The 14,372-nt window shown below is 69.5% G+C and carries 11 protein-coding genes; 5 read left to right on the top strand and 6 right to left on the bottom strand.

The features are described from left to right. Positions 1-21: 21 nt before the first annotated feature. Positions 22-996, bottom strand: coding sequence for a tripartite tricarboxylate transporter substrate binding protein (locus QTH86_RS04580; protein WP_286646764.1), 975 nt, complete (start codon positions 994-996; stop codon positions 22-24). 183 nt (positions 997-1,179) lie between these two features. Here QTH86_RS04580 and QTH86_RS04575 point away from each other — a divergent pair, with 183 nt between their 5' ends. The 5 genes from QTH86_RS04575 to QTH86_RS04555 are packed head-to-tail and all read left to right on the top strand — an operon-like array spanning position 1,180 to position 7,458. Continuing rightward, complete coding sequence (locus tag QTH86_RS04575; RefSeq protein WP_286645845.1) at positions 1,180-3,402, top strand: rhodanese-like domain-containing protein; 2,223 nt, start codon at positions 1,180-1,182, stop codon at positions 3,400-3,402. Further along, a complete protein-coding gene (locus QTH86_RS04570; RefSeq protein WP_286645846.1) occupies positions 3,399-4,382 on the top strand; it encodes an ABC transporter permease in 984 nt (327 codons plus the stop codon). The genes QTH86_RS04575 and QTH86_RS04570 overlap by 4 nt, the downstream gene beginning before the upstream one ends. 50 nt (positions 4,383-4,432) lie before the next feature. Continuing rightward, on the top strand, positions 4,433-5,422 hold the full coding sequence (locus QTH86_RS04565; protein ID WP_286645847.1) for an ABC transporter permease: 990 nt from the start codon (positions 4,433-4,435) through the stop codon (positions 5,420-5,422). A gap of 1 nt (position 5,423) precedes the next feature. Next, positions 5,424-7,154, top strand: coding sequence for an ABC transporter ATP-binding protein (locus QTH86_RS04560; protein ID WP_286645848.1), 1,731 nt, complete (start codon positions 5,424-5,426; stop codon positions 7,152-7,154). A gap of 25 nt (positions 7,155-7,179) precedes the next feature. Further along, complete coding sequence (locus QTH86_RS04555) at positions 7,180-7,458, top strand: cupin domain-containing protein (protein ID WP_444813577.1); 279 nt, start codon at positions 7,180-7,182, stop codon at positions 7,456-7,458. 71 nt (positions 7,459-7,529) lie between these two features. Here the strand turns inward: QTH86_RS04555 and QTH86_RS04550 are convergent, their stop codons facing one another. The 5 genes from QTH86_RS04550 to QTH86_RS04530 all read right to left on the bottom strand — a co-directional run bounded on the left by QTH86_RS04550 (position 7,530) and on the right by QTH86_RS04530 (position 14,335). Continuing rightward, positions 7,530-8,309, bottom strand: coding sequence for an HAD-IIB family hydrolase (locus QTH86_RS04550; RefSeq protein ID WP_286645850.1), 780 nt, complete (start codon positions 8,307-8,309; stop codon positions 7,530-7,532). Between the two features lie 52 nt (positions 8,310-8,361). Beyond that, the gene (locus QTH86_RS04545; RefSeq protein WP_286645851.1) at positions 8,362-9,657 is read right to left on the bottom strand and encodes an acyl-CoA dehydrogenase family protein; all 1,296 of its coding nucleotides are present in this window, start codon (positions 9,655-9,657) and stop codon (positions 8,362-8,364) included. A 100-nt stretch (positions 9,658-9,757) separates the two neighbouring features. Continuing rightward, positions 9,758-11,290: an amidase gene (locus QTH86_RS04540; protein WP_286645852.1), complete on the bottom strand. Its 1,533-nt coding sequence runs from the start codon at positions 11,288-11,290 to the stop codon at positions 9,758-9,760. A gap of 5 nt (positions 11,291-11,295) precedes the next feature. Further along, positions 11,296-12,903, bottom strand: coding sequence for an ABC transporter substrate-binding protein (locus QTH86_RS04535; RefSeq protein WP_286645853.1), 1,608 nt, complete (start codon positions 12,901-12,903; stop codon positions 11,296-11,298). 61 nt (positions 12,904-12,964) lie between these two features. Continuing rightward, positions 12,965-14,335: an LLM class flavin-dependent oxidoreductase gene (locus QTH86_RS04530; protein ID WP_286645854.1), complete on the bottom strand. Its 1,371-nt coding sequence runs from the start codon at positions 14,333-14,335 to the stop codon at positions 12,965-12,967. Positions 14,336-14,372 lie beyond the last annotated feature (37 nt).

Here is a 14,372-nt window from a genome sequence, read left to right as displayed (position 1 = left end):
CCGGCCGCTGCAGGGCGGGCATCAGCGCAGGGCGATGCCCGCCGTCTGGATGGCCTTGGCGTAGCGCAGGCGCTCGCCGGCCAGCGTGCGGGCCAGGTCCGCGGGCGTGCCGCCGGTCACCTTGAAGCCCATGTCCTCGAGCTTGGCGCGGGTCTCGGGCGTGGAGATCACGGCCTGGATGTCGCGGTTGATCTTTGCCACCACCGCGGCGGGTGTGCCGGCGGGCGCGAAGTAGCCTTGCCAGCTTTCCACCGAGAAGCCGGGCAGGCCGGCCTCGGCCATGGTCGGCACGTTGGGCAGCGCGCTTGATCGGTAGGCGGTGGTCACGGCCAGCGCACGCAGCTTGCCGGCGCGCACATGGTCGGTCACGGCCGCGAGCGTGATCAGCGTGGCGTCCACATGGCCGGCCAGCACGTCCACCGTGGCCGGACCACCGCCGGAGTAGGGGATGTAGTTGACCTGCGCCCCGGTGTCCTGCGCGATCATCTCGTGCGCGACATGGGCGATGCCGCCGTTGCCGGGCAGGCCCAGGCTGATCGACTGTGGCTGCGCCTTGGCACGTGCCAGGTAGCTGCGGAAATCGGCGATGCCGGTCTTGGGATTGACCACCAGGATCTGCGGGTTCACCACCGCCTGGATGACCGGCGTGAAGGCCTTCTGGCCGTCGTAGGGCAGGCGGTCGAAAAGAATGCCGTTGAGCGTCAGGCCTTCGCCCTGCTGCAGCAGCGTGTAGCCATCGGCGGGCGCCTTGGCCACCCGGGCCGCGCCGATGGTGCCGCTGGCGCCGGCCAGGTTCTCGACCACCACCGACTGGCCCCAGCGTTCGGTCAGGCCCTGCGCGATCAGCCGGGTGAGCTTGTCGGCGCTGCCGCCTGTCGCCACGGGCACCACGATGTGCACCGGCTTCGACGGAAAGCCGGCCGCGTCGTCGTCGGCGTGCGCCAGAGGCAGGAGGGCACCGAAACCGGTGAAAGCGAGGGTCAGCGCGCCCAACATGGCGCGGCGCGGGGCAAGGAGGGGGAAGTGTGTCGTCATGTGGACGCCAATCTAGGAGCGGTACCGCCGGCCTCCAACGAAGCAATTCGGATATGCGTCAACGAAAAACTTCGTTGGGTGCGCGCGCCCCCCGGCTTAGCCTGACCATCGAATCGCCTTCCTGCCCCCAGAAAGTTCCTCCCCATGAGCCTCACCGACCTCCCCGTGGACACCGCGGGCAACGACATTGCCAGCGCCCGTGCGCGCGCCATCGACGCCTTCCTGGCGCAGGCGCGCGGTCTGCTCGCTGGCGCTGCGGACAAGCGCGCCCTGCAGACCGTGGCCGACGCGCTGATCGCACTCGGCCAGCAAAGGGCGCTGTTCCCGGCCGCCCATTTCCCCGTCGATGCGACCCGCCCCGCACAGGTCTACCGTCTGGCGGAGGACGCCGACGGCGGCTTGGCGCTGTACCTGTCGGCCGGCCTCGCGGGCAAGGCCCAGCCGCCGCACGACCACACGACCTGGGCGGTGATCGCCGGGGTGGAAGGCAACGAGCGCAACGTGCTCTACCGCCGCGAAAAGACCGCCGACGCGTCGCGCGACGCGCTGGTGCCCACCGGCACCGTCGACGTGGCCTCGGGCAGCGCCGTGGTGCTGCTGCCGGACGACGTGCACACCATCGAACTCATCGGCGGCCAGGACGGCCGCCATCTGCACTTCTACGGCCGCGCGCTCGAACGCCTCGACAAGCGCGTGGTCTTCGAAGGCACAGCGGGTGGCAGTTTCCGCCACTTCGCGCCACCGAAGACCATTCGCCACCCGGCCATCACGCCACAGGCGCTGAAGGCGGCGCTGGCCGACGGCGAGGAGATCGCGCTGCTCGACGTGCGCGAGACCGGCGTCTTCGTGCGCCGCCACATCCTACTGGCCGCCTCGGCGCCGCTGTGGCGGCTGGAGGTGCAGATCGACCGCCTGGTGCCGCGCCGCAGCACCCGCATCGTGCTGGCCGACGCCGACGAATCGCTGGCCCATGAAGCCGCCGCCAAGCTGGTGCGCCTGGGCTGGCGCAACGTGTCGGTGCTGGCGGGCGGTACCGAAGGCTGGGCCGCCGCGGGCTACGAACTCTTCAGCGGCAGCAACGTGCCGAGCAAGGCCTTCGGCGAGGTCATCGAGCACGAGAAGCACACGCCGTGGATCTCGGTCGACGAGCTGCACGAACGCGTGGAGCGCGGCGACGACATCGTGGTGGTCGACAGCCGCACGCCGGAGGAATTCGCCGACTTCAGCCTGCCGTTCGCCCACAGCCTGCCGGGCGCCGAACTGGTCTACCGCATCCAGGAACTCGCGCCGCGGCCCGAGACGCTCGTGGTGGTGAACTGTGCCGGTCGCACGCGCAGCATCGTGGGCGCCCAGACGCTCATCGACGCGGGCATTCCGAACCCGGTGGTGTCGTTGAAGGACGGCACCATGGCTTGGCTGCTGGCGGGGCGCGAGCTGGCCCATGGCCGCGCCGCGCCGCTGCCCGAGCCGGGCGAGGCGACGCGCAAGAGCGCGCGCGCACGGGCCGAGGACGTGGCCGCACGCGCCGGCGTGCGCCGCATCGACGCGGCCACGCTCGCGCGCTTCGAGGCCGAGTCCGACGAGCGCTCGCTCTACCGCTTCGACGTGCGCACCCGCCAGGAATATGAGGCCGGCCACCTGGAAGGCTGGCGCTGGGCGCCCGGCGGCCAGCTGGTGCAGGCCACCGACGAATACGTGGGCACGCGGCGTGCGCGCATCGTGCTGGCCGACTGGGACGGCGTGCGTGCGCTGACCACCGGTGCATGGCTCGCGCAACTGGGCGGGCACGAGGTGTTCGTGCTGTCGCCGCCCGCCTTGCCGTTGCTGGTGCTCGGGCCCGAACCCGTGCGCGTGCTGTCGCTGCGTGCCTTCACCCCGGACATCGCGCTGCGCGAGGCGGCCGCGGCGCTGGAAGCCGGCACGGCGGTGGTGTTCGACGTGGAGCGCCGCGCGGCTTTCGAGCGACGGCATGTCGCAGGCGCACGCTTCGCGGTGCCCGACCGGCTCCAGGAATTCACGGCCGACCTGCCTGCGTCGCAGCTCATCGTGCTCACCTCGTCCGACGGCGTGCTCGCGCGCACGGCGGCGGCCGAGCTCGCAGCCCGTACTGGCCGCACGGTGCGCGCCCTCGCGGGCGGCACCCAGGCCTGGATCGCCGCCCGGCTGCCCACCGCGACCGGTGCGGAGGGCGTGCTGACCGGCGACGACGACCACTGGTACAGCCCCTACGCGCATGCCGACGTGGCCCAGCGCGACGCCGGCTTCCAGCAGTACCTCGACTGGGAGATCGGCCTGGTGGCGCAGTTGGCGCGCGAAGGCGACGTGGGCATCCGCCTGGTCGCGCCGCGCGAGACGGCGGCGTCGTGAACCTGCGCAGCGCAAGCCGCACGCTGGTGCGCACCGCGTGGCAGGCAGTGCCGACCGTCATCGGCGTGATCCTGCTCAATTTCCTGCTGATGCAGTGGATCCCGGGCGACGCCGCCGACGTGGTCGCGGCCGAATCGGGCTCGGCCACCGCGGAAAGCATGGCGCAGTTGCGCACGCACTTCGGGCTCGACCTGCCGGTGCTGCATCAACTGGGCGCCTACCTGAACAACCTGGCGCATTTGAGCCTCGGGGTCTCGCCGCGCTACAACATGCCGGTGACTGCCCTGATCGGCGCGCGGCTGGGCAACACGCTGCTGCTGATGCTCACGGCGCTGGCCTTCGCGCTGGCCATCGGCATCGCGGCGGGCACCTTCATGGCCACGCGCGTCGGCCGTTGGCAGGACCGCACGCTCTCGGTGGCGGCGCTGCTCTTGTATTCCACGCCGGGCTTCTGGCTGGGCTTGATGGCGATCGTGCTGTTCTCGGTACACCTGGGCTGGCTGCCCACCGGCGGGAGTGAAAGCATCGGCGCGGGTTACACGGGCTGGACGCATGCCATCGACGTGGCGCGGCACCTGGTGCTGCCGGCGATGGCCATGGCGGGCTTCTACATCGCCATCTTCTCGCGCCTCACGCGGGCCGCGATGCTCGAGGTGGCGCGACAGGATTTCGTGCGCACGGCCGAAGCCAAGGGTCTGCACCCGTGGCGCATCAACCTGCGCCACATCCTGCGCAATGCGCTGATCCCGGTGACGACCGTGGCGGGCATGCACTTCGGCACGCTGCTGGGCGGCGCGGTGGTGGTCGAGACGGTGTTCAGCTGGCCCGGTCTCGGCCGGCTGGCCTTCGACTCGGTGGCCGGGCGCGACTACACGGTGCTGCTGGGCGTGCTGCTGATGTCGTCGCTGCTGGTCATCGTGGCCAACATGCTGGTAGACCTGCTGCATGCGTGGCTCGATCCGCGGATCCAGGTGCGCTGAGCGCGCCTTCGCTTCCCTCTTTCCGAAATTCCGGGCTTTCAAAGCTTTCGATGTCCACACCTTTCACACTCGATGCCGCGCTCGCGAACCCGCCGGCACATCCACCGACGCCGCCTGCGGCGCGTCGCCCCGAACCACCGGCCGGACCTCTTGCACCGGCTGTCCCTGCCGCGAAGGCCGCGGTGGACGCCAAGCCCGTCTCCAGCCGACATGCCGCGCTGCGCGCCTTTCTGCGCAACCCGGCCGCCGTGGCCGGCGTCGTGCTGCTCGTTTTCATGCTCGTGCTGGCGTTGCTGGCGCCGTGGCTTTATCCCGGTGACCCGCTCGACATGGTGGCGCCGCCGCTGCTGTGGCCGGGCCAGGATGCTGCCTATCCGCTGGGCAGCGATTCGCTGGGCCGCGACGTGATTGCCGGTATCGCGCACGGCGCGCGCATCTCGCTCTCCGTGGGCGTGGTGGCGGCCGTGCTGAGCCTGGTGATCGGTGTGCTCGTGGGCGCCACCGCCGGCTACTTCGGCGGCCGCATCGACGATGTGCTGGTGCGCATCACCGAGTTGTTCCAGACCATGCCGTCGTTCCTGTTCGTGATCGTGGTGGTGGCCATCGGCCAACCCTCGGTGCCGGTGATCGTGTTCGCCATTGGTCTGGCGTCGTGGCCGGTGATCGCGCGGCTGGTGCGCGCCGAGTTCAGGGCGCTGCGCGAAACCGAGTTCGTGCTGGCGGCCCGAAGCCAGGGCTTTAGCCATGCACGCATCATCTTCCAGGAGATGCTGCCCAACGCCTTGCCGCCGGTCATCGTGACTACCTCGGTGCTGGTGGCGAGCGCCATCCTCATCGAGTCGGCGCTGTCCTTCCTCGGCATGGGCGACCCGAATGCGGTGTCGTGGGGCAGCATGATCGGGCAGGGGCGCGAGCTGCTGCGCACGGCGTGGTACCTCACGGCGTTGCCTGGTGCGGCGATCGTGTTCACAGTGCTGGCGCTCAATCTCGTGGGCGATGGACTGAACGATGCGTTCAACCCGCGGCTCAGGGGGCGTTGAGATGACGATCGAACGAGTCGAACCCGCAGCACCGCTGCTCGAGGTGCGCGGCCTTGATGTCTTCTTCCATGGATCGAGCGGCCCGATTCAGGCCGTGCGCGGTCTCGACCTGACGCTGCAGCGCGGCGAGACGCTTGCGCTGGTGGGCGAGTCGGGCTGCGGCAAGTCGACCACCGCACTCGCGTTGCTCCGGCTGCTTGCACCCGGTGCCGTGTTGCGCGGCAATATCCACTTCGACGGACACGACATCCTCGCGCTGTCGCCTGCCGAGCTACGCGACGTGCGCGGCCGTGAGATCGCGATGATCTTCCAGGAGCCGATGACCTCGCTGAACCCGGTGCACACCATCGGCGCGCAGATCGAGGAGATCCTGCGCCGGCACGAAAAGCTGTCGGCCCTCGCCGCCCGCAAGCGCGCCATCGAACTGCTCGACCTCGTGCGCATCCCCGAGCCGCACCAGCGCATCGACGACCATCCGCACAACCTCTCGGGCGGCCAGCGCCAACGGGTGATGATCGCCATGGCCGTGGCGTGCAAGCCTCGCCTGCTGGTGGCCGACGAGCCGACCACCGCGCTCGATGTGACCATCCAGGCGCAGATTCTCGAACTACTCGACGGCCTGCGCCGCGAGTTGGACATGGCGCTGTTGCTCATCACGCACGACCTGGGCCTCGTGTCCCAATGGGCCGACCGTGTGGCCGTGATGTATGGCGGCGAGAAGGTCGAGGAGGCGCCGACGTCGAAGCTCTTCGCCGCACCGTCGCATGCCTATACCCGGGGCCTGCTGGGCGCGTCGCTGCACGCCGGCAGCGCGCTGCACTACGCCGACGCGCGCCTGCCGGAGATCCAGACGCGCCTCGACCCGGTGACCGGTGTGCGCGACTTTGCCCTGCATGTGCCTGCGCCCAGTTCGACCGTGCGTGCCTTGCCCGTGCGCGCCGCTGCTGGCGAGCCGTTGCTGTCGGTGCAGGACCTGCGCACCGACTACCCGAAACGCGGTGGTGGCGTACTGCACGCGGTGGACGGTGTGTCCTTCGACATCCGTGCGGGCGAGACGGTGGGGCTGGTGGGCGAGTCGGGCTGCGGCAAGTCGACGCTGTCGCGCACGCTGCTGCGCCTGGTGAATCCGGCGTCGGGCCGCATCGTGTTCGACGGCACCGACATCGCGCCGCTGTCCGAGAAGGCGCTCAAGCCGTGGCGGCGCCGCGTGCAGATGGTGTTCCAGGACCCGTACGCGTCGCTGAACCCGCGGCGCAGCGTGTTCGACATCCTCGAGTCGGTGCTCAAGGTGCACGGTGTGGCCGACCGCGTGGAGCGGCGCAACCGCATCGCGGCCATGCTCGAGCGCGTGGGCCTGCCGGCCGATGCGGGGCGACGCTTCCCCAACGAGTTCTCGGGCGGGCAGCGCCAGCGCATCGGCATTGCACGCGCACTGGTGCTGCGGCCTTCGCTGATCGTGCTCGACGAGCCGGTGTCGGCGCTCGACGTGTCGGTGCAGGCGCAGATCCTGAACCTGCTGGTGGAGCTGAAGGAGGACTTCGGCCTGTCGTACCTCTTCATCTCGCACGACCTCTCGGTGGTGCGCTACATCGCCGACCGGGTGATGGTGATGAACAAGGGACAGATCGTCGAGACCGGCAGCCATCGCGACATCTGGGAGCGGCCGCAGCACCCGTACACGCGCAGCCTCATTGCAGCGGTGCCCGGGGCGGAGCAGCGCAAGGCCGCCTGAGCACATGCCCCGAAAGATCGACTTGGTGAGCACCGCCACGGCGTTGCCGCAAGCCTGGCGGTCGACCATCGTGGGAAGTGCCGCCGGCGCCAACGTCAAGGTGCTGCGCATGGACGGCGCCGCCTATCCATCCGAGTGCCACGACTTCGACGAGGCGTTGCTCGTTCTCGACGGGCAGATGCATCTCGAGATCCACGGCCGCATCGTCGAGGTGTACGCCGGGGAGGTCTTTATCGTGCCCTCAGGCATACCGCATGCAGTGGCGCCGGGCAGCAAAGGGACGCTGGTCATCATCGACAGGTAGTCGCGAGGATCTCTCGCTCAGAGTCCTCCACGCTGCCCGGCGGGCCACGTCGCGCAAGGGGGCCGGGTGACCTACCGACCGGCCAGTACCGCTTCGGCCGTCTGGACGAATCCAGCACCGCCGGGACCTGCAGCGATCCAGTTGGGCCACGTGGGAATCTCGCTCAGGTACTCCCGTACGGTGCTCATGCCCACGGTATGGCGGAAGAAGCCGAACATCGGCGCGTCATTGGTCGAATCGCCGGCGTAGAGCACGGCATCGCGCTGCGCATCGATGTCCACACCGTAGATCTCCGCCATCACACGCCGCGTCATCGCCAGCTTGTCATAGCCGCCCAACCAGCCGAGCACCCACAGGTTGTTGATGGTGGCATCAGCTCCTTCTGCGCGCAGTGCATCGACCATGCGCTGTGCGGTCACCTTGCGCTGGGGGTGCGCGAAAGCCAGGCTGGTCTGGCGGAACGGTTGATCGTCGGCATGAACGGCTTCGTGCACCCGTTCGCGGACGCCAAGGCTGATGGCCTCCAGCCGGGAACGGATGGCCGTCATTTGTTCAGGCTCGTGCCAGAACGTGCGCATCACGCCATGCCCGTCCGGCGTACGCCGAAAGAACAAGCCCCCGTTTTCGCCGATCACGCCGTCCACAGGCCACATTCGCGCCATCTGGTCGCACCAGCCGGCGGGCGCGGCGGTGACGGGAATGACGGTGATGCCGCTGGCCTGCAATCGCTCAAGTGCAGCGTAGGCTGCAGCGGACAGCCTGCCTTGGTGGGTCAGCGTCTCGTCCATGTCCGTCAGGACGAAGCGCACCGAGCGAAACGTCTCCGGCCGTGCCGCAGACAGTGCTTGCATCTGTTTCTCCGTGGGTTCGCGTTCATCGTCGCCGCGTCTGCGGCAGCGCCCGTTAAAACGACCCGGTCGTCGGTGGGCCTTCGCCCTTGAGATGCCAGGCCCCCGAAGCCGCCGCCTTCCACTGCCGCGGGTTGTGGTTGGCCACCGTGCGCGCATTGCGCCAGTGGCGGTCGATGTTGTGGCGGCGGTCGGTGGCCGAGGCGCCGCCGACGTCGAAGGCCAGCTCGCTGGCGCGCAGCGCTGCTTCCACGGCGAAGTACTGTGCCTGCGCCACCGCCACCGAGGCTTCGGTTAGCGCGGCGTTGCTCAGGTCATCCGCCCAGGCAGCGTCGATCGCGGCGGCGGCGCGCAGCACGGTGGCTTCGGCGGCGTAGGCCTGCGAGGCGATCTGGCCCACGGTTTCCTGCACGTACGGGTCGTCGACCGACCGGCTGGCGCTGCTGTGCCGGATCGGCCGTGCATGCTGCTGCGCAAACTGCACGGCGTCGTGCAGCGCGTTGCGCGCGATGCCGGCTTCCACCGCCGCCAGGAACAGCTGGAACAGGGGATAGACAGGGTTGCGCCGGTCGCGCGGGATGTAGTTCGGCCGGATCTCGTCGGCCTCGACGACCGTGTCGTGAAAGTGCGTGGTGCCGCTGGCCGTCAGGCGCTGGCCGATGGTGTCGAAGTCGTCGATCAGTTCCACGCCCGCGCGCTCGCGCGGCACGGTGAAGGCGGTCTCCTTGCCCTCGTCGTCGAGCGCGATGGAACTGATCCAGTCGGCGTACAGGGCGCCGGTGCTGTAGTACTTGGTGCCGGTCACGCGGAACTGCGCACCGTCGCGGCGGATGCGGGCGCTGAGGGCGCCGTGGGCGCCACCGCGTTCGAGACCGCCGTTGCCGAAGATGTCGCCAGCCAGCAGGCGCGTGAAGCCGCGCCGGCGCTCCGCCTCGCTGCCGGAGAACAGCAGGCTTTCGACGGTGCCGAAGTTGGGCCGCAGCGCCTGCGCGATGTTGGAGTCGACGGCCGACAGGTCGATCACGAAGCGAATGACGTCGTGCACCGACCCGCCCGGCCCACCGTAGGCCTTGGGGATGCGGAAGGTCAGCAGGCCGGCTTCGGCGATGCGTCGCACCAGCGCATAGGGCAGCTCGCGCGCCTGTTCGCGCGCGGCCGCGCCGGCGCCGACCTCGGGTAGCAGCACGGCTGCGCGGGCGAACAGTTCAGCCGCATCGGCGGCAGCCGACACGGCGTTGCGGCGCGGTGCAGGGTGTGGATTCGAAGGGACGGGGGAGGGGGCTGCGGTCGTGGCGGCGGCGCTGGGCGCGGCGCTACGGCTCACGCGCTCGGCTTCGGTGTGAAGAGACATGGGGTTCCTGGAGGCAAGCCCGAAATCTTAGGCCGCCGGCGTTGCGCCGCTTAGCAGGAATCAGGATAAGCAAATGCGTGAATCGTCGGCGCGCCGGGTCTCATGGCCGTGACGCTTCGTACGCGGGGTCGGTGTCGTACCCTGGCGGCGCGACGAAGCCGCCGTACAGCGCTTCGAGCAGGCCTGCGAAGGCGATGGTCGTCCGGTCTTCGAGATAGGGCCCGACCGCCTGCGCGCTCACCGGCAGGCCTTCTGCGTCGAGCCCGACCGGAAAGCTCGTGGCCGGCAGACCAGGCAGCACCGGCAGGCCGGCCCAATGGAACAGATCAAGAAAGCGCACCTCGCGCGTGCCGTCCTCGAACGCGACCGGGTAGGTGCGCGCGTCCTTGGGCTCGCTGTGGTTGTGGGCAAAAGCCGGCAACGGCGCGACCGGCGTCACGACCACGTCGAAGGCGTCGAAGAAGCGTTCCCACTGGTGGCGTAGCGCCACGCGGCGCTCGTTGTCCTTGAGCCATTCGCTGTGCCGCAGCGTGGGCGCGCGCAGCAAGGCGGCGTCGGCACTGTCGTCGTCGGGCGCCAGCGCTTCCAGCCGCTTCTGCGCCGCTTCGCTCAGTGCCGGCGGCGCCGCCAGCGACGAGCCCAGCAGGCTGCGGTACACGCGGTGCTGCAGCACCAGGTCGGGCAGCAGGCCCACCGGCACGTCGGCTGTACGGCTCACCTGCACGCCCTGGGTGCGCAGGCGCTCCACCACGCGCTCGACCACCAGCGCCTCGTGCAGGCTGCGCGGGTTGCCGGGCCACTGGTCGATCACCAGCACCCGGAAGTCCTTGAGCTGCGTGTGGCGTGCCGGCGGCAGGCTCGCCTTCCAGGCCTTCGCCGCCAGCGGCTCGAGGTTGAGCAGCAGGTCCAGTGCGAGTTCCAGGTCGGCCGCAGTGCGCGCCAGCGGGCCGGCGACGGTCAGGTCGCGGTCGGCCCGGCGGCCCGACGGCACACCGGTGCCACCCAGCGCGACCAGCCCCGCGGTCGGCTTGTGGCCATACACGCCGGTGAAGTGCGCCGGAATGCGGATCGAGCCGCCGATGTCGGTGCCCAGCTCCAGCGCCACATAACCCGCCGCCAGCGCCGCGGTCGAGCCACCCGAGGAGCCGCCCGGCGTGCGCGTGGTGTCCCATGGGTTGTTGCTCACGCCGTAGATCGCGTTGTAGCTCTGCAGGTCGGCCAGGGCGAGCGGCACGTTGCTCTTGCCGACGATCACCGCGCCGGCTTTGCGCAGCGCAGCCACGGCCAGGGCGTCCTGCGCCGCCACGTTGTCCGCATAGTCCGGGTTGCCGCTGCTGGTGACGAAGCCGGCCACGTCGAAGGATTCCTTCACGGTGATCGGCACACCCAGCAGTGGCCGGCGTTCGCCGCGCGCGAGTGCGGCATCGGCTTCGCGGGCCGCCGCACGGGCGGCCTCGTCGTTGCGCACCACCACGGCGTTGATGGCGCGGTCGAAGCGGTCGATGCGCGCCAGCACGTGCTCGAGCAGCTCGACTGCCGTCACGCGGCCGGCGGCCAGCGCCTCGGCCTGTGCGCGTGCGCTCGCGAAGGTCAGCGAATCCAACAGGGTGGGTTGCAGGGCGTGCGTTGTCATGGCGGTCACTTCTTCGGTTCGACCCATGCGTCGGCCAGGTCGCCGGCCGCCAGGTCGATGCTGTTGTAGAAATCGTGCACGCGCTTGTTGAGCACGTGGATGGAGGGCACGGTGACCAGCGGCAGCACCGGAAGCTCGCGCCCGACGATCTGCTGGATCTGCTTGAACTGCACGGCGCGCCGGCCGGCATCGACCTCCACGGCCGCCTGGCGGAACAGCGCGTCGACCTGCGGGTTGTCGTAACGCGCGCCGTTGATCCAGATCAGCGGGTTGCGCACGCCGTCGCCCCAGTAGAAGCGCTGCACGCCCACCGTCGGATCGAACAGGCGGCCCAGGCCGTTGATGTTGATGTCGAAGTCGCGCGTGGTGTAGACGCGCTTTAAGAAGGTGGGCAGGTCGCCGTCCACCACCTCGACCTTGATGCCCACGCGCGCCAGGGCCGAGCGCAGGTAGTCGGTGGTGCGCTTGAACTCCGCGCCGGGGATGTAGCTCAGCCGCAGCGAAAAGCGCTGGCCGTTGGCCTGCCGGGGCTGGCCCGCTTCGTCGAGCAGGCGGTTGGCCGCCGCCACGTCGAAGGGGTAGTGGAAGGTGCTGTCGTCGTAGTAGTCGGCGAGCACGCGCGGCACGGGCGAATTCACCACCTCCGTGCGCTTGTAGTAGATGGTGTTGCGGATGAAGTTTCGGTCGATGGCCTGCGCGATGGCGTGGCGTACCTGGGGCTTCGCCAGCACCGGGTTCTCGACGTTGAACTCCAGGAAGGACGCGTTGTTCAGGAAGCCGTCGTAGCTGTCGTCCACCTTGAGCTTCGGGTTCGCGGCCAGACGCTCCAGGTCGGCCAGCGCGACCCCCTGGGCCACGTCGACTTCGCCAGTCTCCACCGCGGTGGAGAGGGCGGCCGGATCGCGAATGAACTTCACGATCACGCGGTCCAGGTGCGGAAAGCCCTTGCGCCAGTAGTTCGGGTTCTTGCGCAGCACCAGGTGGCTGCCACGCACCCATTCCTCGAACACGAAGGGGCCGGTGCCCACGGGCGCCGTGATGTTGGGGCTGCCGAGCGGCTCGCCGTCGGCGTAGCGGTGCGCCGGCACGATCGGCAGCTCGGCCGACGACAGTGCCTTCAGCAGGAAGGGCGCGGGCTTGCTCAGCACGATCACGGCGGTGAGCGGGTCGGGTGCGTCCACACGCTCCACATTGGCCAGCGTGATGCGCCCACGCGGGCCCTGCTTCTTCTGCGTCAGCACCGCGTAGCGCACGTCTTCGGCGGTGAAGTCGCGCCCGTCGTGGAATTTCACGCCGGGGCGCAGCTTGAAGCTGTACTTCAGGCCATCCGCGCTCACCTCCCACGCGGTCGCCAGCAGCGGCTGCGGGTTGAACTTCGCGTCGTAGCGCAGCAGGCCTTCGGTGACCTTGGCGCTCACGTTGCGGTTGTCGGTCTTGGTGTCGAGGAAGGAGACCAGCGACGTGGGTTCCTGCACCACCGCATAGGTCAGCGTGCCGCCGTCCAGCGGCGCGGGCGCCTTCGTCTGCGCCATGGCCGTGAAGGGCAGGGCGGCCAGCGCCAGGTGGAGCAGCCGGTGGTCGAACTTGAATTTCTCGAGCAGGGAAGAAAGCATGGCGTGTGTGCGGTGTGTGGAAGGGCAAGTGGTGGTGTTGGAAGCGCGTGCTCGTGCGCACTCAGGCAGCGGCAGGCTGTGCCTCGCGCTCCACGTGCGCCGCACGCGCGGGATGCACCGGCCGCCGCAGCCCCAGGTGATCGCGCAGCGTGCGACCTTCGTACTCGGTGCGGAACAGGCCGCGCCGTCGCAGTTCCGGCAGCACGAGCGCGATGAAGTCGTCCAGGCCGCCCGGGAACCACGGGGCCATGATGTTGAAGCCGTCGGCGCCGCCTTCCTCGAACCATTGCTGCAACTGGTCGGCAATGCTGGCGGGCGTGCCCACCACCTGCTGGTGGCCGCGCGCGCCGGCGATGCGCAGGTAGAGCTCGCGGATGCTGAGGTTCTCGCGGCGTGCCAGGTCGAGCAGCAGGCGTTGGCGGCTCTTGGGCCCGTTCGTCTCCGGCAGGACGGGCAGCGGCCCGTCGACCGGCAGGCCGGAGAGGTCGAAGCCCCCGATCACGTTCGACAACAGCGAGATGCCGACCACCGGATGCACCAGTGCCTGCAGCTGCTCGAACTTCTCCTCGGCTTCCGCCTGCGTGCGGCCGACCACCGGGAAGATGCCGGGCATGATCTTCACGTCGTCGGGGTGGCGGCCATGGCGCGGCAGCCGTTCCTTGATGTCGGCATAGAAGGACTTCGCCTCGTCGAAGGTCTGGTGTGCGACGAAGATGACCTCGGCCGTACGTGCGGCGAGGTCGCGGCCGGCTTCGGAAGCGCCGGCCTGCACCACCACCGGCCGTCCCTGCGGCGACCGGGCGACGTTCAGCGGACCGCGCACCGAGAAGTGTTTGCCCTTGTGGCCGAGCACGTGCAGCTTGTGCTCGTCGAAATAGCGCCCGCTCTCCTTGTCGCGCACGAAGCTGTCGTCCTCCCAGCTGTCCCACAGGCCGGTGACCACGTCGTGGAATTCCGCGGCACGCTCGTAGCGCAGCGCGTGCTCGAAATGCGTGTCGCGGTTGAAGTTCTGCGCCTCGCCGGTCCCGCTGGAGGTCACCAGGTTCCAGCCCGAGCGCCCGCCGCTGATCTGGTCGAGCGAGGCGAATTTGCGCGCCACGTTGAAAGGCTCGTTGAAGCTCGTCGACACCGTGGCGATGAGTCCGATGCGCTCGGTGAGCGCCGCGATGGCGGCGAGCAAGGTGAGCGGCTCGAAATGGTCGCTGCGTGCGGTGCGCGAAAGAGACGCCAAGTCGCTGTTGCGTACGCCGACGGAATCGGCCAGGAAGATGGCGTCGAACTTGGCCGCCTCCGCCTTCTGCGCGAGCGCGACGTAGTGGCGGAAGTTGACCCCGGCGTCGGCCTGGGCCCCCGGGTGGCGCCAGGCCGCGATGTGATGGCCGGTCTGCATGAGGAAGGCGCCGAGCTTGAACTGCCGGGGGGATGAAGCCATGGGTCGAATGCCTCGAGAAAAAGGGGGAGAAGGGAAG

Source organism: Variovorax sp. J2L1-78, assembly GCF_030317205.1.
GTDB lineage: Bacteria > Pseudomonadota > Gammaproteobacteria > Burkholderiales > Burkholderiaceae_C > Variovorax > Variovorax arabinosiphilus.
Note: the sequence above shows the minus strand (reverse complement) of the source record. Positions and strands in the feature narration are given on the sequence as shown.